Annotated in this window: 17 protein-coding genes, 1 tRNA gene and 3 pseudogenes; 5 read left to right on the forward strand and 16 right to left on the reverse strand. The window is 60.9% G+C overall.

Annotation, left to right across the window (positions count from 1 at the left end; all coding sequences use genetic code 11):
• Positions 1–1,522, reverse strand: a 1,522-nt coding sequence (locus ASN89_RS02735) for an MHYT domain-containing protein (protein ID WP_152988429.1), incomplete at its 3' end; no start/stop codon positions are given.
• Positions 1,523–1,809: 287 nt separating this feature from the next.
• On the opposite strand from ASN89_RS02735, the gene ASN89_RS02740 reads away from it, so the two are divergent.
• On the forward strand, positions 1,810–2,619 hold the full coding sequence (locus ASN89_RS02740; protein ID WP_414842498.1) for a class I SAM-dependent methyltransferase: 810 nt from the start codon (positions 1,810–1,812) through the stop codon (positions 2,617–2,619).
• On the opposite strand, the gene ASN89_RS02745 is transcribed toward ASN89_RS02740, so the two are convergent.
• From ASN89_RS02745 to ASN89_RS29250, 3 genes are all read right to left on the reverse strand, one after another.
• On the reverse strand, positions 2,616–3,116 hold the full coding sequence (locus ASN89_RS02745) for a hypothetical protein (RefSeq protein WP_058048188.1): 501 nt from the start codon (positions 3,114–3,116) through the stop codon (positions 2,616–2,618). The genes ASN89_RS02740 and ASN89_RS02745 overlap by 4 nt on opposite strands.
• Before the next feature lie 64 nt (positions 3,117–3,180).
• Positions 3,181–3,903 carry a M56 family metallopeptidase gene (locus ASN89_RS02750; protein ID WP_152988422.1) on the reverse strand — a complete coding sequence of 241 codons (723 nt, stop codon included), beginning with the start codon at positions 3,901–3,903 and terminating at the stop codon, positions 3,181–3,183.
• Positions 3,904–3,926: 23 nt separating this feature from the next.
• On the reverse strand, positions 3,927–4,343 hold the full coding sequence (locus ASN89_RS29250) for a GNAT family N-acetyltransferase (RefSeq protein ID WP_046684356.1): 417 nt from the start codon (positions 4,341–4,343) through the stop codon (positions 3,927–3,929).
• A gap of 128 nt (positions 4,344–4,471) precedes the next feature.
• Between ASN89_RS29250 and ASN89_RS02760 the strand changes: the two genes are divergently transcribed.
• Both ASN89_RS02760 and ASN89_RS29650 read left to right on the forward strand, forming a co-directional pair.
• Positions 4,472–4,864 carry an Imm10 family immunity protein gene (locus ASN89_RS02760; protein WP_058048190.1) on the forward strand — a complete coding sequence of 131 codons (393 nt, stop codon included), beginning with the start codon at positions 4,472–4,474 and terminating at the stop codon, positions 4,862–4,864.
• Between the two features lie 70 nt (positions 4,865–4,934).
• Positions 4,935–5,021, forward strand: a pseudogene (locus ASN89_RS29650) (protein NrnU); the annotation flags it as partial.
• 112 nt (positions 5,022–5,133) lie between these two features.
• On the opposite strand, the gene ASN89_RS28515 reads toward ASN89_RS29650, so the two are convergent.
• The 3 genes from ASN89_RS28515 to ASN89_RS02775 form a co-directional block, all read right to left on the reverse strand.
• Entirely contained in the window at positions 5,134–6,180 is a 1,047-nt protein-coding gene (locus ASN89_RS28515) for an SDH family Clp fold serine proteinase (protein ID WP_152988423.1), read from the reverse strand.
• Between the two features lie 119 nt (positions 6,181–6,299).
• Positions 6,300–6,515 carry a tyrosine-type recombinase/integrase gene (locus ASN89_RS29820; protein ID WP_058048192.1) on the reverse strand — a complete coding sequence of 72 codons (216 nt, stop codon included), beginning with the start codon at positions 6,513–6,515 and terminating at the stop codon, positions 6,300–6,302.
• A 908-nt stretch (positions 6,516–7,423) separates the two neighbouring features.
• A tRNA-Leu gene (locus ASN89_RS02775) sits at positions 7,424–7,510 on the reverse strand.
• Between the two features lie 172 nt (positions 7,511–7,682).
• Here ASN89_RS02775 and ASN89_RS02780 point away from each other — a divergent pair.
• Positions 7,683–8,447 carry an SDR family oxidoreductase gene (locus ASN89_RS02780; protein WP_058048193.1) on the forward strand — a complete coding sequence of 255 codons (765 nt, stop codon included), beginning with the start codon at positions 7,683–7,685 and terminating at the stop codon, positions 8,445–8,447.
• Between the two features lie 66 nt (positions 8,448–8,513).
• Here ASN89_RS02780 and ASN89_RS02785 read toward each other — a convergent pair whose 3' ends face one another.
• Entirely contained in the window at positions 8,514–9,830 is a 1,317-nt protein-coding gene (locus ASN89_RS02785; RefSeq protein ID WP_046684354.1) for an enoyl ACP reductase FabMG family protein, read from the reverse strand.
• Positions 9,831–10,103: 273 nt separating this feature from the next.
• Positions 10,104–12,461: a DNA polymerase II gene (locus ASN89_RS02790; protein WP_058048194.1), complete on the reverse strand. Its 2,358-nt coding sequence runs from the start codon at positions 12,459–12,461 to the stop codon at positions 10,104–10,106.
• Between the two features lie 133 nt (positions 12,462–12,594).
• Here ASN89_RS02790 and ASN89_RS02795 point away from each other — a divergent pair, with 133 nt between their 5' ends.
• Positions 12,595–14,274 carry an AMP-binding protein gene (locus tag ASN89_RS02795; protein ID WP_058048195.1) on the forward strand — a complete coding sequence of 560 codons (1,680 nt, stop codon included), beginning with the start codon at positions 12,595–12,597 and terminating at the stop codon, positions 14,272–14,274.
• A gap of 75 nt (positions 14,275–14,349) precedes the next feature.
• Here the strand turns inward: ASN89_RS02795 and ASN89_RS29825 are convergent.
• The 7 genes and pseudogenes from ASN89_RS29825 to ASN89_RS02825 all read right to left on the reverse strand — a co-directional run.
• Positions 14,350–14,469, reverse strand: a pseudogene (locus ASN89_RS29825) (PEP-CTERM sorting domain-containing protein); the annotation flags it as partial.
• Positions 14,470–14,520: 51 nt separating this feature from the next.
• Positions 14,521–15,387: pseudogene (locus tag ASN89_RS02800) on the reverse strand (choice-of-anchor A family protein); the annotation flags it as partial.
• Positions 15,388–15,528: 141 nt separating this feature from the next.
• Positions 15,529–17,253 carry an ArnT family glycosyltransferase gene (locus ASN89_RS02805; RefSeq protein WP_058048196.1) on the reverse strand — a complete coding sequence of 575 codons (1,725 nt, stop codon included), beginning with the start codon at positions 17,251–17,253 and terminating at the stop codon, positions 15,529–15,531.
• Between the two features lie 152 nt (positions 17,254–17,405).
• The gene (locus tag ASN89_RS02810; RefSeq protein WP_034746247.1) at positions 17,406–17,675 is read right to left on the reverse strand and encodes a type B 50S ribosomal protein L31; all 270 of its coding nucleotides are present in this window, start codon (positions 17,673–17,675) and stop codon (positions 17,406–17,408) included.
• 303 nt (positions 17,676–17,978) lie between these two features.
• Positions 17,979–19,241, reverse strand: coding sequence for a transcription termination factor Rho (gene rho, locus ASN89_RS02815; RefSeq protein ID WP_010401543.1), 1,263 nt, complete (start codon positions 19,239–19,241; stop codon positions 17,979–17,981).
• A gap of 156 nt (positions 19,242–19,397) precedes the next feature.
• Complete coding sequence (gene trxA / locus ASN89_RS02820) at positions 19,398–19,724, reverse strand: thioredoxin TrxA (protein WP_034780502.1); 327 nt, start codon at positions 19,722–19,724, stop codon at positions 19,398–19,400.
• A 303-nt stretch (positions 19,725–20,027) separates the two neighbouring features.
• Positions 20,028–20,486, reverse strand: a complete 459-nt coding sequence (locus tag ASN89_RS02825; protein WP_046684349.1) for a response regulator — start codon at positions 20,484–20,486, stop codon at positions 20,028–20,030.
• Positions 20,487–20,525 lie beyond the last annotated feature (39 nt).

Consider the following 20,525-nt stretch of genomic DNA (forward strand, 5'->3'; position numbering starts at 1 on the left):
CGGCCCCTGCCGCATCGTGCACGACGGTGCCGCGCTCCCACAGCCAGCGCGCCGTGCCGTCGGCATGCAGCAGCCGGTATTCCAGCAGGTAGGGCTCGCCGCTGGCCACGCTGCGGTTGAAGACGTCGACGACGTAGGCGCGCTCTTCGCTGGCGATCAGGCCCGTGATGCTGCGGCGCGGCGTGGCGCCGATAAAGTCGGCGGCCGGATAGCCGGTGACGGCTTCCACGCCATCGCTGATGAACAGCATGGGCTGGTTTTCCGCCGTGGTGCAGCGAAAGGCGATGCCGGGAATATTGCCGATCAGCGAGCGCAACTGTTGCTCGCTTTCGCGCAGGGCGGCCAGCATGGCGCGCCGTTCGCTGATGTCGGTAATGAACAGCACATATAAATCCTGGTCGGCCAGGCGCGCGCTGGCCATCGAACGTTGCACGGCCACGGGGGCGCCATCCTTGCGCAGGTAGACGATTTCCTCGCTGGTGTGGGACACCTCGCCTTCGCCCGTGCGCAGGTAGTGCAGCAGGCCGTGTCGTTCCGACTGGCGCACGTCGCTGACCAGCACGCTGATATGGCGGCCGACAATTTCCGCCGACCTCCAGCCGAGGATGCGCTCGGCGGCGCCGTTGAAGTCGATGATGCTGCCGTGCCGGTCGATGGTGATGACGCCGTCGACCGTGCTCGTCAGCAGGGAGCGCATCCAGTGTTCGCTCTGGTTCAGGTGGCGAAACAGCTCGCGGTAGCGCAAGAGGCCCACGGCCGAGGCAACCAGGATGGTCAGGGCGATGGTCAGCAGGGTCACGCTGATCACCAGTATCGGCCGGTTGGCATCGGCATCATTGCCGGGCGGAATCGTCCCCACGAAGCGGGCCGCCTGCATGCCCATGTAATGCATCCCCGTAATCGCGCAACCCATGACGCAGGCGCTGATCAGCGTGCGCTGCGACGAGGGCACGCGGCTGCTCCAGCCGCGCAAGCCGAAACGTATCCACAGGGCCAGGGTGGCCAGCGCCACGGCAACGACGAGCGACAGCGCGAACAGCAGCGGATCGTAGCGCAGCGACAGGCCTACACGCATGGCCTGCATGCCCGTGTAATGCATGGCGCCAATGCCCAGGCCCACCAGCAAGCCGCTGCGCAGCAGCAGCGGCGCCGTGACGGCGCGCCGGCTGATGGTGGCCAGGGCCACGAACGAGGCCGCCACGCTGGGCACGATGGACAGCAAGGTCAGGCCCGGGTCGTAATCGACGCTGGTGCTCAGCTCGAAGGCCAGCATGCCGATGAAATGCATGGCCCACACGCCGCAACCCAGCGCCAGGCTGCCGGCCAGCAGGCACAGCAAGTGCAAGCGGCGGCTGATGCTCGCCTGGGCGCGGCTGTACGCCGTCATCTGGAAAGCCATCCACGACGTGAAAATGGCGATCACGAGCGACAGCAGCACCAGACCCGGCGCATGCTGGCCGTGATGCAGCTGGGCCGGGTCGGCGGGAAGGTGGAACAGGTGCTGGACGCTGGCAGGTATCATCGTAGGCAAACGGGTGGCGCGTTGGCGCCGGCATGGACGCCTGCCGCCACTGCGGGTGATCGATGCGAATTACCTTACCAGATTTACGGAAACAAATATCTTAATTGTAATTATTTTCTCTGTCTTGCAAGCGATTCCCGAGCGGGACAGGTGGGTCGCGGACTTGTCGTGCCCGTGGAATGGCGATGCTGGCGAGGAAGTTGCCATCAAGAATTGTGTGGTTTTTTTGCAAGGTGCGACACCTTGCCTGGTGTCATGCTACATTCGCGTCCTGTTTTTTCTGAAGGATGACGATGCCTTTAAGTGACAACTTCTTGCGGCATAATCAGCAAGCCTGGGATGCCCAGGCTGTACAGAACAGCCCATGGTCGCAGCCTGTCGACTGCGCCACCATCGCCGCGGCGCGCGTCGGGCAGTGGCAAATCCATTTGACGCCCGGCCCCTTGCCGGCCGGCTGGCTGGGCGATGTGCAAGGCAAGCGTATCCTGTGCCTGGCCAGTGCCGGCGGGCAGCAGGCGCCCGTGCTGGCCGCCGCCGGCGCACACGTGACCGTCTTCGATTTATCTGGGCAGCAACTGGCGAAAGACCGCATGGTGGCTGAACGCGACAGCTTGCACCTGGCCACCGTGCAGGGTGACATGCGCGACCTGAGCCGTTTTGCCGACGCCAGTTTCGACCTCATCGTCCACCCCGTGTCGAACCAGTACGTGCCCGACATCGCTCCCGTATGGCGCGAATGCGCACGCGTGCTGGCGGACGGCGGCGTGCTGCTGAGCAGTTTCTTCAATCCGGCCGTGTTCATCGGCGACCGCGATCCGCAATGGGCAAAGCAGGGCTTGATACGTCCCCGTTTTGTGCTGCCGTATTCGGATGTGGAGGATATGCCAGCCGATGCGCTGGCAGCGCGCATGGACAGGGGCGAGGCGCTGATCTTCGGCCACGGCCTGGACAGCCAGATCGGCGGCCAGCTGGCGGCGGGTTTCGTGCTGGCAGGCTACCACGAGGAAATGCATCCCCACCCGCGCTTTGAAATTGAAAAATACCTGCCCAGCTTTATCGCCACGCGCGCCGTCAGGGTGGCGCGCGCGATAGCTTAGTTGTACGGCTGCAGATCGAGCCACACGGCATACGACAGGCGCTTGCCGTTCCACAGTCCGCCGCCGCGGATGACGGCGTCGCACGAGGTCAGCTGGCCCACCAGGTCCATGCGGCCCAGGTTGCGGCGCAGGCGCAGCGCGTCGTTGTGCGACAGGTAGCCGACCAGCAGGCCATCGATGAAGACGGCGATGGCCTTGTCCTGGAACGGGTTGGCGTCGTCGCAGACGAGCAGGGCCAGGCATTTCTCTTCCGCATTGCCGGGACCGTGTTCGCCGGCCAGTTTGGCGATGGCGGGCTGGTACATCGCTTCGTTTTCCACTTCCGACGCAAAGCGGCCCTCGTCGCTCCAGTGGTGCGCGGGTGCGCCGGGAGGAATCGCCGGCACGTACTGGCGCACCGAGACGAGCGGCTTGTGCAGCGGTTTGACGGGCGTGCGGCCGCTGAAGACGTAGTACAGCAGGGCGATGACGATCACGATGGCAAGCAGGTAAAGCATGGTATCTCTCTGATTTCGAAGGGGGAAGCCGGGCTCGCGGGCGCGCCGCGCGGCGTTGCCGCTACTATAGCAAGTTCGCCGCCCGGATCCGGGTAAATCTGGCCATGATCTGCCGCCGGCGCCGCAGTGCCAGCGGGTCGCTCAGCACGATGGGCGAGGCACCCGTCAGCCCCGAATAATACTGGCCGTGCCGGCGCAGGACGATGGCATAGTCGCGCAGCGTGTGGCCGTGCGCCAGCATGCGCGCGTCGCAATCGATCTCGATGGCAAAGCGCAGCCGGTGCAACTGCCACCACAGGGGCAGGTTCCAGGGCATGAGCACGATCAAGGCATGCGCCACGGCCAGCAGCAGCGGATCGCGCGCGGCCAGCCGGCATCGCTCGTGCGCCAGCAGCAGCGCTTGTTGCTGGGGCGGAATCAGCTGCAGCCAGACGGGCATCACGATGCGGGGGCGCAGCAGCCCCGCCACGCAGGGGCCGATGCCGCCGCTCAAAAATACCGGCGTGCCCAGCAAGGTGCTCTTTTGCCAGCGGCGCTGGTGCGACAGCAGCCAGGCGCTGCGCAGTAGCAATATCAACAACATGCCCATCGACAAGACAAACCAGCCCAGCTTCAGCTGCGCCTGTTCCGCCGGCATGGCCCCCAGCACGCCGGGCAGCCATGCCAGCGGCAAGAGGACGGACGCGGCGATGGCCGCCAGCCACAGCCAGCGCGTCGTGTGTCCGCGCCGCTGCAGCACGGGCTCGGCGCGCCAGGCGGCAACGCTCAACAGTAGCGCCAGCGCCATGCTGGAAGCCAGCCAGGCCGGCACTAGCGTGTCAGCGCCATGCCGACGGAGGCGGGCGCCGTGTGCTTGAAACCGAATTGCGCATATAGCTCTTGCGCCTGGCCATCGGCGATCAGGCTGACGTACGCGCTTTCAGGCACCTCCGTCTCGATGAATTGCATGATCTCGCCCATGATGCGCTTGCCCAGGCCCTTGCCCTGGTGGGCCGGCAGCACGGCGATATCGGTGACCTGGAAGAAGCAGCCGCCATCGCCGATGACGCGGCCCATGCCCACCACCTCGTCGCCATCCAGGATTTGCACGGCAAACAGCGAGTTCGGCAAGCCCTTGGTTGCCGCCGCCGCGCCTTTTGGGCTCATGCCGGCGGTAACGCGCAGGTGCTGGTAGGTGGCGATGGAGGGAATGGCCAGGCGGATGGTGTAGGGCGATGCTGCGGTCAAGACGGTCTCCTGTGCAATATGGATGGAATGACCATTATAGGCGGCACGCTTTATTCGCCGCGCGCTATGTTGTCCGGAGCGCTTTTGCGCTATGGTGGCGTCATCCATTTATTTGTTGAAAGCACGCCATGTCCGCAGGATTTACCGCCACCGAGTTGTCCGTCATTAATGAAGACGACGCCCTGATCACCACCCTGGCCGCCCCAGCCGGCAAAGGCGAGCCCGTCTACCTGATGCTGCAGCGCGCCGGCGAATATGACGAGCAGGACGTGGCCATGGGCATGGACGAGCCCTACATCGAATACTGTGGCCAGGAATTCGCCTGGTATGGCCACATGCACGCCGTGATTTTGCATCCGAACCGTTTGTCCGTGCAGATGGATGCCGAGGCGGCCATGCAGATGGATGACGACGGCCAGATCGACGTGCGTTTCAATTTGACGCCGGAGCGCTACGCCCAGCTGCAGCAGGCGCTGCGCACCACGTTCGAGGGCTGTGATTATTATCGCGAGGAACGTTGATCTGCGTGGACGGCGCCGGCCATGGTGTCCCGTATGTTCGATAGCTGGTATTGACGGGGGGGAGAAGGCGATGACGGTGCTGATACTCGGGTTGCTGCTGTTCCTGGGCTTGCACTCGGTGCGCATCGTCGCCGATGGCTGGCGCAGCGCTCTGATGGGGCTCGAACCCATGACAACAGGAATCACAATCCTGGCCCGATAACTATTCTGTTGAAATGGAAGAGGCCCGCATATGCGGGCCTCTTCTGAGAGTTAGCGTAAATTAGCGCTTAAGCTCTTTCATCTGGTTTCGCATCACCTTGCTCACCTCCGACAGGATGTTGTTTTTCGACATGCTCTTGTGCAGGTCCTCCATCATGCTCGTGTTGCTGATCGCGTGGTTGCTCGGGATGTTGAAGTGGTTCGGCAGCGGGCGCGGCATCTGTGGCTTCAGGAGTGGGAGCGGGGTCATGATCAGCTTTCGGTGGTGTAGAAGGAACGACGAAATATTGGTTGTAGTCAACCACTATAGCAGAGGAACCTGGATCGGGAAAATACTGTTTCATGAAGTTGCACAATACTTCTTCATATTCGCTTGGTGGATCCACTCGCTTGAAAAGTTGGCGAGCTTCCGACCTATCGATAACGAATCCGTGCGTAGGATATTCCATAATTAATTTACTAAGCGCACCGGTGACTAAACTGTCCGATTTTTCATGCAGACGTTCACCATAGTGCTTCGCGATTTGTAGCGCAGCACTCATTTCGCCAAGCTTTACGGGATCTACTTGCTCGAACAGCGGCTGGTAGAGGCCGATGACGAGCGTGCTGGAGATCTCTAACGCAACTTTAGTGCTTAAGCCACTGCCACCATTGATATTTAACAAATATGATCGAAATGTTGTGAGGGCTTCTTCCCGTAGATGGGTCACACCGCGGAGGATATCAAGGCCCGAACTCTGTTGAAAAAGCTCGTCTTGCTTTCTTAGTTGCACATCGAGGGGGCCGAGTTCGGATCGGTTAGCCATTGCAAGGCTTGTTGCGCCTATGCATATCAACGTCCCTGCGCTCTTGCAATAACCTGGTATGAGAATACGAAAATTCTTGGCGCCAAAATGATGGATTGCTGCTCGAGCTATTCGGTAGCCAGCATTCGGATCGCCGCCAAAGGTGTTTAATACAAGCAACAGTTTGCGGTCGTTAGCTACCCGATCAAGCAGGAGGTCGCAAAATTGATCATATCCAGTACGATCAATTGCCCCTGAATAGAGTATTACATCGGTGTTTGCTTCGACAAAGTGGGCGGAGCATGCTGCGTAATCATTCTTGTCAGCCATGGATGTCTCTTAGTTGATGTGGTAACGAGCCGATGATGCTCGTGATTGCATCAAATTATACTCATTAAAGCAAGTTCCTCAATGCAATTATTTCGCTCACGATCACCACAATGGCGTCGCTAGAGCTTTTTTGCTATCTCCGCTGCGGTTTCATTGTAGTAGACCTGTAGCTGTCGAATGTCCTTGTGCCCAACCATCCTAGCCAGTTCAAGAATATTCAGCTTCTTAGCCAGCCTTGTGATGGCTTCATGCCTGGCGTCGTGAAAGATAAGGCCTTCGATGCCGGCGCGAGTAACTGCTTTTCGGAAAAGGCTGTCTCTGCTTTCATCGGTCACATTGAAGTGTGGGAGCTGGCTGCAGGCACTGGAAGTTCACTGGGGATTTCAAGCGCGTGCATTGAAAGAGGGACGTCGCGTTTGCTATCGGTTTTGTGCGAGGGAGATGCGCAACCGAGCCAGTGATGCGTTCGGGCGTGAGGCTGAGAATTTCCCCTGACCGCATACCCGTTTCATCGCAAACAAAAATGTTGCTGCGACGACTCCAGATACATTGGTGATCTTGCCATCGTAGGCAAGTGGTAGGCAAATGCGGTCGATCTCATCTTGGCTGATTAGACGGTCCCTCGGCGGTGGGGCTTTTCGAAGCCCAATTCCACTCGCGGCGCGCTGTTGTGAAAACGTGCGAGATCAGGTTGAGGTCACGATTGACTGTTGACCCCAATACCGTTTTAAGACGCATATCGCGCCATTGCCCCAGGATGTCCGGTGTTATATCTGCGACCATGTAATCCCCAAGCTTCTTGTCGGCAACAACGTGTTTCGCAATTGCTGATAAACGGATAGTTTCCCAATGCGCACCCTTTTTGTGTACGGAAACCTCGTCGCGATACCGCTCAAACGCTTGTAGGCAGGTTTTGCCTGTTACGATGCCAGTTGCGTCGCTGCGGCGCAGTTGCGCTTCCGTTCGGCCGCCCTTGCAACGGCTTCTGCCTTAGTACTAAATGTCTCTGATTCGCGGGTGCCAAGCGCTGCCACTTCTGCGCGCCAGCCGCCTGAACGTTTTCTAAATGATGCCGTGATCTCTCCAATTTGGCGTAATCATGGCGTAAATTTGGCGTAACGCCTATCAGTTTTTATCGGGTTTAATCGGGAATGTTTGGATTGAACAGGCAAGAAAAAAAGCCACTAAATCCTTGATTCTATTGGACTTAATGGCTTTATCGGTACTTCTTTGATGTGTTCTGTGGTGCCGGGAGCCGGAATCGAACCGGCACGCTGTTTCCAGCGCGGGATTTTGAGTCCCGTGCGTCTACCTATTCCGCCATCCCGGCAACGCGAGACGCATTATCACTGATTTGTCACAATCTGGCAAGTTTTATGCTTGGCGTGCGTTTGCAGAAGTATGGAGACTCTTTGAGCGCGCCGATTCCAGCGCAAGAAGCGGAGTGCCGCGCCTGGCCTGCCGTCCTATCGTATCCCTTCATTCACTTGGAGGGATATCCCATGAAGCAACTGGAAAACAAGGTCGCCATCATCACGGGCGCCAGCTCGGGCATCGGGCATGCGGCGGCGCGGCTGTTTGCCCGCCATGGCGCGCGGCTGGTGCTGGTGGCGCGGCGGCGGGCCGTGCTCGATGCGCTCGTGGCGCAGCTGGCGGACGGCGGCGCGCAAGCCGTGGCTTGCGTGGGCGATGTGGGCGACGCCGCGTGCGCGCAAGAGGCCGTGGCGCTGGCGCTGCAACGCTTTGGCGGCCTCGATATCGCTTTTAATAATGCGGGCACCCTGGGGCCCATGGGGCCCACGCAGGAAGTTGCCCTGGAAGACTGGCGGGCGACGGTCGATACCAACCTCACCAGTGCCTTCCTGGCGGCCAAGTATCAGTTGCCTGCCATGGCGGCGCGCGGCGGCGGCTCGCTGATTTTCACGTCCACGTTTGTCGGCCATACCTTGGGCATGCCCGGCATGGCAGCGTATGCGGCCAGCAAGGCGGGCGTGATCGGCTTGACGAAGGCCCTGGCGGCCGAGTATGGCGCGGCAGGCATCCGCGTGAATGCCTTGTTGCCAGGCGGTACCGATACGCCGTTGGGGCGGCAAGTGGCCAGTACGTCCGAAGCGCTGGCCTTCGTGGCGGGACTGCATGCATTGAAACGCCTGGCCACGCCGGACGAGATCGCCCGCTCGGCGCTGTACCTGGCCTCCGATGCATCGAGCTTTACCACCGGTACGGCGCTGCTGGCCGACGGTGGCGTGTCCATCGTACGGGCATAACGGGGCGCCGAAAACGCCGACGGCCCGGGGATGAGCCGGGCCGTCGGTGGTGCTGCTAGATCAAGCTCAGTTGTGAGCCGAGTTCAGCTGACGCGCGATGATGTCGTGGTTGAGCCAGACAACCGGTGCCGGCGGTTCCGACATGGTGTGGAACATCAACGGGCCCGTGCCTTCCAGAACCAGCGAGCTCAGGTGGTCGGTGATCAGTTCCTTGCGGTCCTTGTGCAGCTTGGTGATGTCGTCCGAGGTGCCGATCATGACTTCGGCCAGCTCCGGGGTGTTGTCCATCGGCCAGGCGGCGAAGTTGCGGAACTGCACGCTGGTGGCGTCGCCATTGTAGGCGGCGATACGGTCGAGCAAGTCTTGCAGCGCAACGCCGTCTTCCAGCAAGCCCTGGCAGGTTTTCCACTGCTCTTCGGCCCAGGCCGCGCCGCCTTCTTTTTTCAGCGCGTCGAGCAGCGGGAACAGGGACAGCTCCACGCCGACGAAAATGTCGGACGAGTTCGTGCGGATTTCCGGGCAGTTGAAGACGGTGGCCTTGATGCCTTTGTCCCACGCGGCCTTGGCCACGTTTTCCAGGCGCATCTTCGCCAGGCCCTGGGTGTAGTTGCTGTAGGTTTGCCACTGGTACTTGCCGTCGATCAGGATTTCGGTACCGTGGTAGCCGTAGGCGCTGTAGCGCACCTGGCCGCCCGTTTGCTCGATGCGGGCGCGGATGGCGGCGCTGCCGTCGATCAAGTGCTGCAAGGTGTTGGCCGTGACTTCGTCGAAGTTCATCAGGATCAGCTTGCCCAGGTCGCTGTCGAGCAGGGCGCGCGAGGACATGAAGCGCTCGCCGCGGCCTTTGTAGATGCGGTTGGCGATCGCCAGGAAGACTTTGACCTTGGGAATACCGCCAGCCATGGTGTGGGCGAAATACACATTGCTGCCGTCAGGAATCAGGCTGTCCAGCTCGGCCATGGCTTTGGCCACGGAAGCGCTGAAACGGGCGATGCCGGCTTCGCGGCAGCGTTCGATCTGCGCCCAGTCCAGCTTGTCTTCCTGCCAGCTCTTCAGGGTCATGTCGGCCAGCAGGGCCGTCGGCGTCGGTTCGCCGGCTGGCGCGTCGAGGTCGAAACCGGCCATCAGCGGCACATTGATGATGCGCCCGCCCAGGTTGGCTTCCGCTTCGGCCAGCTCTTCCGCGTTCAGCGGGCGCAGCGCCATGTTTTCATCGCGGCGGCCGACCGTCATGCCGACGATATTCATGCCCGCCTTGCGCGCCTCGTCCAGCAAGCCATTTACATAGCCGCGGCCGAACAGCTCGCCGAACAGCACAAAGGTGTCGCCCTTGCGGAAGATATTTTTTTGCGGGATGTCTCTTAAGGACGTGATCTCGGTCATGGTGTCAATTCATTCTAAAATTAGCAGGGCAGATGGCTGATGCGACTGCCCGCTGGTTCAACATAGTTGTAAATTATGCGCCATTTCAGCGAGGAAAATCCTGTTGCGAACGATTCTCGTCTGGAATGGCATCTTCTTCTGCATGCAGCTCTTATTCTTTCGCCATGGCGTATTTTACGCTGCCACGGCGCACAGCGCCCGCGGACAGGGTCAGATAAGCCCGGAAGGCGCCGATATTACCTCAGCTTGGCCGCGCAGGTAAGCAGAATTGATCTAGAACAAATCCTGCTGGCCCGACACAAGCCGTGAAAAATCGTCGCCCAAGAAGGGCAGGATGGCGTCGGCCACCGGCTGCAGCTGGCGCGTCAGGTAGTGGTGGTAGTCGATGGGCGAGCGCTGCGTTTCCAGCGGTTCCGGCCCCGCCACCGTGATGACATAGCTGATCCAGCCGCCGTTCTGGTATTGCAGCGGCCGGCCCTGCGACTTGTTGTAGGCGTCGGCCGTGCGCGCCGCGCGCACGTGGGGCGGCACGTTGCGCTGGTAATCGTCGAGCGGGCGGCGCAATCGCTTGCGGTAGACCAACAAGGCATCGAATTCGCCGCGCACCGTGCGCGCCACGTAGTCGCGCACATAGTCCTGGTAGGCGGCGCGCTGAAAGATGCGCCGGTACAAATCCTGCTGGAATTGCTGCGCCAGCGGCGTCCAGTCGCTGCGCACGGTTTCCAGGCCCTTGTAGACCATGTCCTCGCTGCCGTCGGGTTTGCCGACCAGGCCCGCGTAGCGCTTCTTGCTGCCTTCTTCCGAGCCGCGGATGGTGGGCATCAGGAAACGCCGGTAATGCGTCTCGAATTCCAGCTCCAGCGCGTTCTCGAGGCCAAACTCGTCGCGCAAGTGGGCATCCCACCAGGCATTCACGTGCGCCACCAGGGCGCGGCCGATCTTGCCTGCCGCTTCGTCGCTATGCGCCGTTTTCAGCCACACGAAGGTGGAATCCGTGTCGCCATAGATCACCTGATAACCCTGCTCGGTGATCAGCTCGCGGGTGCGGTGCATGATGTCGTGGCCGCGCAAGGTGATCGACGAGGCCAGGCGCGGATCGAAGAAGCGGCAGCCGCTCGATCCCAATACGCCATAGAACGCGTTCATGATGATTTTCAAGGCTTGCGACAGCGGCGCGTTGCGCTCGCGCTTGGCCGTCTCGCGCCCTTGCCATACCTGCTTCACGATGGCCGGCAGGCAATGTTTGGCCCTTGAAAACTGCGCACCCCGGTAGCCGGGCACGGTATCGGCTTCGTCGCCACTGGTACCCACCACCAGGCCTACGGGGTCGATGAGGAAGGTGCGGATGATGGATGGATACAGGCTTTTGTAGTCGAGCACGAGCACGGAGTCGTACAGGCCCGACTGGGAATCCATGACGAAGCCGCCGGGACTGTTTTCGCCGGAGACGTCGCCCAGGTTGGGCGCCACGTAACCTTGCCGGTGCATCAGCGGCAAATATAAATGCTCGAAGGCGGCCACGGAGCCGCCGCTGCGGTCGGCCGCCAGGCCCGTCACGCTGGCCCGTTCCAGCAAGAAGGTCAGCAACTCGGTCTTGGCGAAGATGCGTGTGACCAGCTCGCAATCCTTGAGGTTGTAGCGGGCCAGCGCCGGCTTGTCTTCGCGGAAACGCCGGTCGATCTCGGCCATGCGCTGGTAGGGATTGTCGATGGACTTGCCTTCGCCCAAGAGCGTTTGCGCCACGTTTTCCAGGCTGAACGAGGAAAAATTCCATGTCGCGGACTTCAATGCTTCGATGCCGTCGATGATCAGGCGTCCCGCCGCGGCCGCGAAATAATGTTCCTGCTTGCCGCCATGCTCGCGCCATTCCATGACGGCGCCGCCGCGTCCCAGTTTCAACGGTACCTGGTAGCGCTCGGCGTGCTGGCGCAGCACGCGCAAGTCGAACTGCACCAGGTTCCAGCCGATGATGGCGTCGGGATCGTGGCGCTCCATCCACGTGTTCAGGCGTTCGAGTATCTGTGCGCGGCTGTCGCAGTATTCGAGGTCGAAGTCCAATGCGTCATCGCCGCCGTTTGGCGGCCCCAACATGTAGACCTGGCGCTGGCCGCAACCTTCCAGGGCCAGCGAATACAGCTCGCCATGGGCCGTCGTCTCGATATCGAGCGACACCAGTTTCAATGTGGGGCGGTAGCCGGGCGCAGGTTTCAGCTGCACTTCCGTTTCTCCGCTGAACGTTACCGGCGCCGTGATGAAACGCTCCATCAGGTAGCGCTCGGGCGGGCGGATGTCGGCTTCGTACACGTCGACGCCGTGCGCGCGCAGCTGCTTTTCCAGCTTCAGCAAATGCCGGTATTGCTTGCAGTACAGGCCCAGCACGGGGCGGTGGTGGAAATCGCACAGCGACAGGGGACGCAGTTCCGCATGGCGTTCGCCGCGCAGCAGCTGTTGTGCCTGTTCTTGCTGCTCCATGGGAATAAAGGCGACGGCCGTCTGCACGGGCAGGCGCACGTGGCGGGGCCCGGCATCCGTTGCCAGCCAAAAATCGACTTCCGTGCCGGCGCTCGTGTCGCGCCAGTGGCGGGTCAGGATGAAGCCCTGTTCGGGCGTGTGCTGGGTGTTGCCTGTCATGATGCCGTGAGTGTCGGATGTGCTGGCCTGCACATTACAGCAAGCTGACGCAGGGCGGGGGCGGTTGCGGCTATAATTTTCTGCATCGAAGACGATAACAAGAGCGCGCCGCGCCACCCACCCCGGAGACAGCATGCAAGCAATGAGTTATGTACACGGCGCCCACGAGACGCCGTTGATCGGCGACACCATCGGCGCCTACCTGGACGGCATTGCCGCCCGCTACGGCCAGCACGACGCCCTGATCGTGGCGCACCAGAACGTGCGCTGGACGTACCTTGAATTCCAGCAGCGCGTGCACCGCCTGGCCGCCGGCCTGCTGAAACTGGGCTTGCAGCCGGGCGACCGGGTCGGCATCTGGTCGCAGAATTGCGCCGAATGGGTGCTGACGCAGTTCGCCACGGCGAAAGCTGGCTTGATCATGGTCAACATCAATCCGGCATACCGGCGCTCGGAACTCGAATACGTGCTCGACAAGGTGCAATGCAGCGCGCTGATCCTGTCGCCCAGCTTCAAGTCCAGCGACTACCTGGCCATCGTGCAGGACGTGGTGCCGGACATCGCCCGCTCGCGCGCCGGCGCCCTGCAATCGCCGCGCCTGCCGCAATTGCGCCACGTCATCCGCCTGGGCACGGCCGCCACGCCGGGCATGCACAACTTCGATGCCTTGATGGACGGCATCATGGATGCCGACCTGGCGCACCTGGAAGAAGTGAGCGCTGGCTTGCAGTTTGACGACGCCGTCAACATTCAGTTCACGTCCGGCACCACGGGCGCGCCGAAAGGCGCCACCTTGACGCACCACAATATCCTGAACAACGGCTTTTTCATCGGAGAAGCCATGCGCCTCACCGAACGGGACCGCTTGTGCATTCCCGTGCCCCTGTACCACTGCTTCGGCATGGTGCTGGGCAATCTGGCTTGCGTCACGCATGGCGCGGCGATGGTGTTTCCCGGCGAAGGGTTTGATCCGAAAGCCGTGCTGGAAACCGTGCAGGCCGAGCGCTGCACGGGGCTGCATGGCGTGCCGACCATGTTCATCGCCATCCTCGACCATCCTGACTTCAAGCAATACGATCTGTCCCAGTTGCGCACCGGCATCATGGCCGGTTCGCCATGCCCGATGGAAGTCATGACGCGGGTCATCGAGCTGATGCACATGGCGGAAATCACGATTGCCTATGGCATGACGGAAACGTCGCCCGTCAGCTTCCAGACATCGATCGAGGACCCGCGCGAAATGCGCGTGTCGTCCATCGGCCGGGTCCATCCGCACCTGGAAGTGAAAATCATCGATGCGGAAGGGCGCATCGTGCCGCGCGGCGAGAAGGGAGAGTTGCTCACGCGCGGCTATTCCGTGATGCAGGGCTACTGGGGCGACCCTGAAAAAACCAGCGAAGCCATCGACGCGGCGCGCTGGATGCACACGGGCGACCTGGCCGTGATCGATGACAACGGCTTTTGCAGCATCGTCGGCCGCTCGAAGGACATGGTGATACGCGGCGGCGAAAACATCTACCCGCGCGAAGTGGAGGAATTCCTGTACCGCCACCCGAGCGTGCTCGACGTGCAATGCGTGGGCGTGCCGGACGCCAAGTATGGCGAAGAGCTGTGCGCCTGCATCATCTTGCGTCCCGGCACGCAGGCTACCAGCGACGATATCCGCGCCTTTTGCGACGGGCAGATCGCCTACTACAAGATTCCCCGCTACGTGCGTTTCGTCGAGGAATTCCCCATGACGGTGACGGGCAAGATCCAGAAATATGTCTTGCGCAAGCAGGTAGCCACGGATTTGGGCTTGAGCACGGAGTAAGGTTTTCGCCAGCCCATAAAAAAACACCGGGACGCTCGCGCGGCCCGGTGTTTTTTTATGGATTCAGCGTCAAGCTCAGGCCATCGCGGCTTGCGGTGCGCGCGCTGGCGTGCGGCGGCGCATGAAGGCCAGCAAGCCCAGGCCTGCCAGCAGCATGGCATAGGTGCCTGGTTCCGGCACGGCCGACACGTTGACCGTGTTGAAGCCGGCGCCGTTCATCGCGACGTGGCCATAATTGATCGAGCTGACCGAATTGGCGATCAGGGTACCGTTCATGTCGCCCGAACCCGAGAACGCGCTGTTCGGCGCCAGGATGCTGCCGTTGATGCCGACGTTCTGCAGGTTGGTGGTGGTGGCGTTGGCGAAGTTGAACAGCGTGCGGTTGGCGAAGCTGGCGAAATTGTCGAAGCCGCCGCTCATGGTGATGTTGCTGGCCGTGCCGTTGATGATGATGCTGGCCGTGCTTTTCAGCGAGGACAGGTCCAGGGTCAGGTTATGCAGGTTCGACGCATCGATGTTGAAAATATTCACGTCGGCGTTGACATTGCCCACCAGGGTCATGTTGCCGTACTGCGAGATGACGGTACCGTTCGATTGCAGCTTGGCCACGTCGCCCGACAGGGTCGTCAGTTGCTGCTTGGCGCCCGCGAAGTCCAGGGTGGAAGCGTTGCCTTTGCTGATGTTGTTCGTTGGGAACCATTGTGGCGCCGTCAGGGTGGCGTTAGGATTGCTGACGCCGTACACGGCCGAACCGCCGAGCGTGCCCCAGCCCGTGTTCAGGTTACCGCCAGCAACGACCGAATTGACGGCGTTGCCTGGTTTTTTGTTCGTGCCGACGTTGTAGTTGTCCAGGTAGATATTGCCGCCGGCGGCGATGCTGCCGCCGACGCTGGTAAAGCCGCTGGCGCCGCTGCTGCCGATGTTGCCGAAGATGAAGGCCGAGTAGCCATTGGCGACGCCGAGGTCAACCACGGTGGCCTGGGCCGAAGCGCTGAAGGAGAAGGCGAACAGGGCGGCGCTGATGAGCGGCAAGGTGCGGGTAGCAAATAATTTCATGGACAATCTCATAGTAAATTGGGGGACGAATAGGGCGGGAAAGCAAGACACCGCCATCGCGCAGTCCGCTATTATAATATAAAAAACAATGTTAGTTCAATTTAGGTAATTAACTATATTTTAAGGCAACACTTTTCCTGCGGGCGGCAATTGTCTGGCGGACATAAAAAAACCGGGGCTGGCCCGGTTTTTTTGTACTTACTTGACGCGCTGGTACAGGCGGAAACGCTCCACGTCATCCGTGGGGCGGCGTCCTTCCCACAGTTTGATCCAGTCCGCGCCGTGATGCTCGGGCAGTTGTTCCTTGCTGTCGGGAACCTTGATGCTGTCTTGTAACAAGAACACATCACATTGCTGCTGCCCCACGCTGGCAAACGGCAGGTGGCCGAAATAGACGAACGAGGCGCGCTGGGCGGCGCCGACGTTGCTGTTGATGCACTTGCTGCCTGGCGGCAGATGGACGGAAATCTGGTGCGCCACGCTGGCGTAGCTCTTGCTGTAGTTCAGCGGCGGCAGGAACAAGGTCATGATCAGCACCCAGATCAGGATCAGGCCGCCGGACGACAGCACCACGGCGCGCCACAGCACGGCCGGCTGGCGCGAGATGCGCCAGTGCACCAGCGCCACCCAGCCTGCGCTGGCGCAGGCTGCCACGAAGAAAGCCAGCAAGTCCAGCTCGGGCTTGAAGCCGGGCATGAGTTTCAGGGCGTTATGCGACAGTTTCGGCGGCCAGCCCGTCAGGATGGCGAACCAGAACAGCCACAGCGCGAGGGCGCAGATGGTCAGCACCATCACGGAGAACCAGTCGATGGCGTTGATGGCGCCCCGTTTCATGGTCAGCAAGCCGAACGCGGCCATCACGGCCAGCGGCGGCAGCAGGGGCAGCAGCTGGCTCGGGTCGGGATCGGGATGGCACAGGCCCAGGATGGCCAGCATGGCGACAAAGGTCAGCGGCACGACGATGTGCAGCACGTGGTGTTGGCGGCGCCAGGCATACACGGCCCAGGCGGCGAAAGGCCAGGCAGGCCAGAAGAACCAGATGCCGACACGCAAGAAGTATTGCAGGCTTTTCAGGCTCGGCGCGCTGAACTGGCGGCAATTCCACTCCATCCATGCCTGCAGCGGCGAGTGGCCGTACGGACGCAGCCATTCGCCCGGCAGCAGCCAGACGAGGGTCAGCGCGATGCCGATCAGGATCGCCAGCGCCAGGTGGCGCACGCTGCGCAGCAGCGGCAGGCGCAGGAAGACGGTGCACAGCAGCAAGGCGATGCTCAGCGCCGCCGGCGTGATCCAGCCGCGCGCGAGGGTCAAACCGCCCAGCGCCAGGCCCAGCAACGCTGCATTGCGCACGGACGGGCCTTCCACGTAGCGCACGGCGCGGTACAGCAGATAGGCCATCAGGGACACGTACAGCGCTTCGGCCGTGATGTCGTGGCTGTGCTGCAGCAGGCCCAGGCAGCCCAGGTAGATGAGCACGGCGGCATCGGCCAGGGTGCGGCCGAAGTCGTCCGGCTCGGGCTGGCCGCCGAAGGCCAGGCGCAGCGGCTGGGCGTCGTTGCGGCGGCCCAGGTTGAAGGCGGTATACCAGACGGACAGTGTGCTGACGACGAAGATACCGATGGTCGACATGCGCGCGCCGAAGACGTCGCCGTCGATCCAGCCGAACAGCTTGATGAAGATGGCGCCCAGCCAGAAGGCCAGCGGGCCCTCGTCGGGCAGCGACAGGCCGGCGATATTCGGCCACAGCCAGTCGTTCAGGCCGCCATGCGCCATGGTCCACATGATGCCGAAACTGGCGGCGTCATCGTTCTTCCACGGTTCGCGGCCGATCAGGCCAGGCAGGATGTACAGCAGGCCTAGCGCAAACAAGGCCCATCGTGGCAGCGCGAGTGTGGCGGCGGCGGGAAGGCGGACTGGCTTCATCGATAATCGGTATCAGAATAGTGGCAAGACGCGACGAATGGCGTCGGGTATGCGCGAGTATAAAGTAAAGCGGCCAAAGACAAAAAAGGCAGCCGTGGCTGCCTTTTTTCTGGGAGCCGAAGCTGCCCTTTTTTGCCGCAATGCGGCAAAAATTAGCCTGCTGCGACTGCGGTTTTCGAACCAACCGAACCGAACTTCTGACGGAACTTTTCGACGCGACCAGCGGTATCGACGATTTTGTGCTTGCCCGTGAAGAATGGGTGCGATTCAGCCGAAACCTCGATCTTCACCAGTGGGTATTCTTTACCGTCATGGGTGATTTTTTCGCGGGTTTGGATGGTCGAGCGGGTGACGAATTTGAAATCGCACGACAGATCGTGGAAAACAACTTCGCGGTATTCTGGATGGGTATCGACTTTCATGGTCTTCTCTCTAGTTTGGTAGCCAAACAGCACTTCGTCGGTCGTCTTGCTTCTTGACCCGATTGCCGATCACTTGCCAGGGTTAAAATAATGCAACCGCAGATTATATAGCGCTTTCGGGCTGGCGGCAATAAAAAAGCCGCTCAAAGCGGCTTTGCATGATCGCGTGTGGCCGGCGTGGCGCAACGTAGGTCGGATTAGCGCGCAAGCGCGTAATCCGACAACACCACCGCCTGCGCCAACAATGTTGTCGGATTACGGCCCTGCGGGCCTAATCCGACCTACGATACACGACAGGCGAATTTAACCGCCGCGGCGCATCATGTCGAAGAACTCGGCGTTATTCTTCGTGGCTTTCATCTTGTCGAGAATGAACTCCATCGCCTCGATCTCGTCCATCGAGTACAGCAACTTGCGCAGGATCCAGATTTTTTGCAGTTCGTTCGGCTTGATCAGCAGTTCTTCGCGGCGGGTACCCGATTTGTTCAGGTTGATTGCCGGGTAGACGCGTTTTTCGGCCAGGCGGCGTTCCAGATGCACTTCCATGTTGCCGGTACCCTTGAATTCTTCAAAGATCACGTCATCCATGCGCGAACCCGTTTCGATCAGCGCCGTGGCGATGATGGTCAGCGAGCCGCCTTCTTCGATATTGCGCGCGGCGCCGAAGAAGCGTTTTGGACGTTGCAGCGCGTTCGCGTCGACACCACCGGTCAGGACCTTGCCCGAGGCAGGGATGACGGTGTTGTAGGCGCGGGCCAGACGGGTGATCGAGTCGAGCAGGATGACCACGTCTTTTTTCATTTCGACCAGGCGCTTGGCTTTTTCCAGCACCATCTCGGCCACTTGCACGTGACGCGTGGCCGGCTCGTCGAAGGTCGAGGCGACGACTTCGCCGCGCACGGAGCGTTGCATCTCGGTCACTTCTTCCGGACGTTCGTCGATCAGCAGCACGATCAGCGTGATATCCGGGTGATTGGCCGTGATCGCATGGGCGATGTGCTGCAGGATCACGGACTTGCCGGATTTCGGCGATGCCACCAGCAAGCCGCGCTGGCCTTTGCCGATCGGGGCGATCAGGTCGATGATGCGGCCGGTGATGTTTTCCTGGCCATTCATTTCACGTTCCAGGCGCAGCGGCTCGTTCGGGTGCAGCGGCGTCAGGTTTTCAAACAGGATGCGGTGCTTCGAGGCTTCCGGCGATTCGCCGTTGACCTTGTCGACTTTGACCAATGCGAAATAGCGTTCGCCATCTTTCGGGGTCCGTACCTCGCCTTCGATCGAATCGCCGGTGTGCAGATTGAAGCGGCGGATTTGCGAAGGGGAGATGTAAATGTCGTCGGTGGACGCCATGTAGCTGGCGTCGGGCGAGCGCAGGAAGCCGAAGCCGTCAGGCAGCACTTCCAGGGCGCCATCGCCAAAAATCTGTTCGCCGGACTTGGCGCGTTTCTTCAGGATAGCGAACATCAGCTCCTGTTTGCGCAAGCGGGCCGCGTTGTCAATGTCAAGACCGATCGCCATCTCAAGCAGGGCGGATACGTGTAGGGCCTTTAGTTCGGATAAATGCATATGTGTTGAGTGTCCCGAGACGGGATGTAAAGGTAGGGGAGGGGACTGCGTGGCGTTGATTAATTATTGGGGAAGGCTGTGCACGAATGAGGGCAAAGCCGCTTCCCGGTCTATCCAGTCAGGCGGCGCTGCGGGCGCAGCGCTGCCCATCATACATTAAATGTTGCTGTCGACGAAAGCGGTCAACTGGCCCTTGGCCATGGCGCCTACTTTTTGAGCAGCTGCAACGCCATCCTTGAACAGGATCAGGGTCGGGATGCCGCGGATGCCGAACTTGGCAGGCACTGCCTGGTTGGCGTCCACGTCCATCTTGGCGATCTGGATGCGGCCGGCGTATTCCTTGGCCACTTCTTCGAGGATCGGGGCGATGGCCTTGCAGGGACCGCACCATTCCGCCCAGAAGTCGACCAGTACTGGCAACTCGGATTTCAGGACGTCTGCTTCAAAAGATGCATCGCTAATGTGTTTGATATTTTCGCTCATATTTTCCTCAAATGAGGGTGGGATCAATAATGCCTGGAATTAACCATACGCTGGTTCGCCATCCATGCTTCCTGGAATGCAATGAGAAGATGGGGACAATGGGCACGAATTCAATGTTCTTGGAAGGTGCGACCAGAGGTATGCAGGCGGGGATGGCTGAAATAATAACCCATTTTTTCAAAGCGTGGCGATTATTGCAGAAAAACTTGAGGCATATCGTCGCCGCAGGTGCCGGCAGGGCGCCAAAGCCGCATGCCTGCTGGCCTGCGGCGCCGTACCCTCCCCTCCTGCCTGGTCCTGAGATCAGGCTTGCGCGCTGGCCTGACGCGCCGTGTGCTGCAATTGCAAGTTCACCATCAGCTGCAATTCCGCGCTTTCCATCGGCTTGCGGAAGGTGCCCAATATATGCAGGCCGTTGGCCATGGCCAGGCGCTCGGCCGCCAGGCGCACGGCCGAATGCAGGCCCGACAGCAGGACCACGCCGCCGCGGAAGCCGTTTTCAGCCGCCATGCGCAAGAATTCGATGCCGTCGATGTCGGGCATGGACAGGTCGCAGATCAGCAGGTCCGGCTGGTGCTGCTTCAGGGTCGACAGCGCCTGTTCGCTGTGCGACTCGCAGCGGATGTCGAACGGGCCCATTTGCTCGAGCATGTCGCTGAGCACGTCGAGCATGAAAACGTCGTCGTCCAGCAGCAGCACGCGCAACGGCGCCAGGCCTGCTTCATTGTGTTCCTGGCTTGTTTGGTTGGATACAGTATTCATCGTTCAGTCTTTCTGTTGATATGCATCGCTGTCGATGCC

Source organism: Janthinobacterium sp. Ant5-2-1 (genome assembly GCF_001445815.1).
Classification (GTDB): Bacteria; Pseudomonadota; Gammaproteobacteria; order Burkholderiales; family Burkholderiaceae_D; genus Janthinobacterium; species Janthinobacterium lividum_E.

What these genes read in the sequence shown, in the direction of transcription:
- rho (WP_010401543.1), bottom strand. Translation starts at nt 19,241, where the DNA reads ATGCATTTATCCGAACTAAAGGCCCTACACGTATCCGCCCTGCTTGAG.
- trxA (WP_034780502.1), bottom strand. Translation starts at nt 19,724, where the DNA reads ATGAGCGAAAATATCAAACACATTAGCGATGCATCTTTTGAAGCAGAC.
- ASN89_RS02810 (WP_034746247.1), bottom strand. Translation starts at nt 17,675, where the DNA reads ATGAAAGTCGATACCCATCCAGAATACCGCGAAGTTGTTTTCCACGAT.
- ASN89_RS02745 (WP_058048188.1), bottom strand. Translation starts at nt 3,116, where the DNA reads ATGCTTTACCTGCTTGCCATCGTGATCGTCATCGCCCTGCTGTACTAC.
- ASN89_RS02750 (WP_152988422.1), bottom strand. Translation starts at nt 3,903, where the DNA reads ATGGCGCTGGCGCTACTGTTGAGCGTTGCCGCCTGGCGCGCCGAGCCC.
- ASN89_RS02790 (WP_058048194.1), bottom strand. Translation starts at nt 12,461, where the DNA reads ATGACAGGCAACACCCAGCACACGCCCGAACAGGGCTTCATCCTGACC.
- ASN89_RS02825 (WP_046684349.1), bottom strand. Translation starts at nt 20,486, where the DNA reads ATGAATACTGTATCCAACCAAACAAGCCAGGAACACAATGAAGCAGGC.
- ASN89_RS02805 (WP_058048196.1), bottom strand. Translation starts at nt 17,253, where the DNA reads ATGAAGCCAGTCCGCCTTCCCGCCGCCGCCACACTCGCGCTGCCACGA.
- ASN89_RS02785 (WP_046684354.1), bottom strand. Translation starts at nt 9,830, where the DNA reads ATGACCGAGATCACGTCCTTAAGAGACATCCCGCAAAAAAATATCTTC.
- ASN89_RS02740 (WP_414842498.1), top strand. Translation starts at nt 1,810, where the DNA reads ATGACGATGCCTTTAAGTGACAACTTCTTGCGGCATAATCAGCAAGCC.
- ASN89_RS02760 (WP_058048190.1), top strand. Translation starts at nt 4,472, where the DNA reads ATGTCCGCAGGATTTACCGCCACCGAGTTGTCCGTCATTAATGAAGAC.
- ASN89_RS02795 (WP_058048195.1), top strand. Translation starts at nt 12,595, where the DNA reads ATGCAAGCAATGAGTTATGTACACGGCGCCCACGAGACGCCGTTGATC.
- ASN89_RS28515 (WP_152988423.1), bottom strand. Translation starts at nt 6,180, where the DNA reads ATGGCTGACAAGAATGATTACGCAGCATGCTCCGCCCACTTTGTCGAA.
- ASN89_RS02780 (WP_058048193.1), top strand. Translation starts at nt 7,683, where the DNA reads ATGAAGCAACTGGAAAACAAGGTCGCCATCATCACGGGCGCCAGCTCG.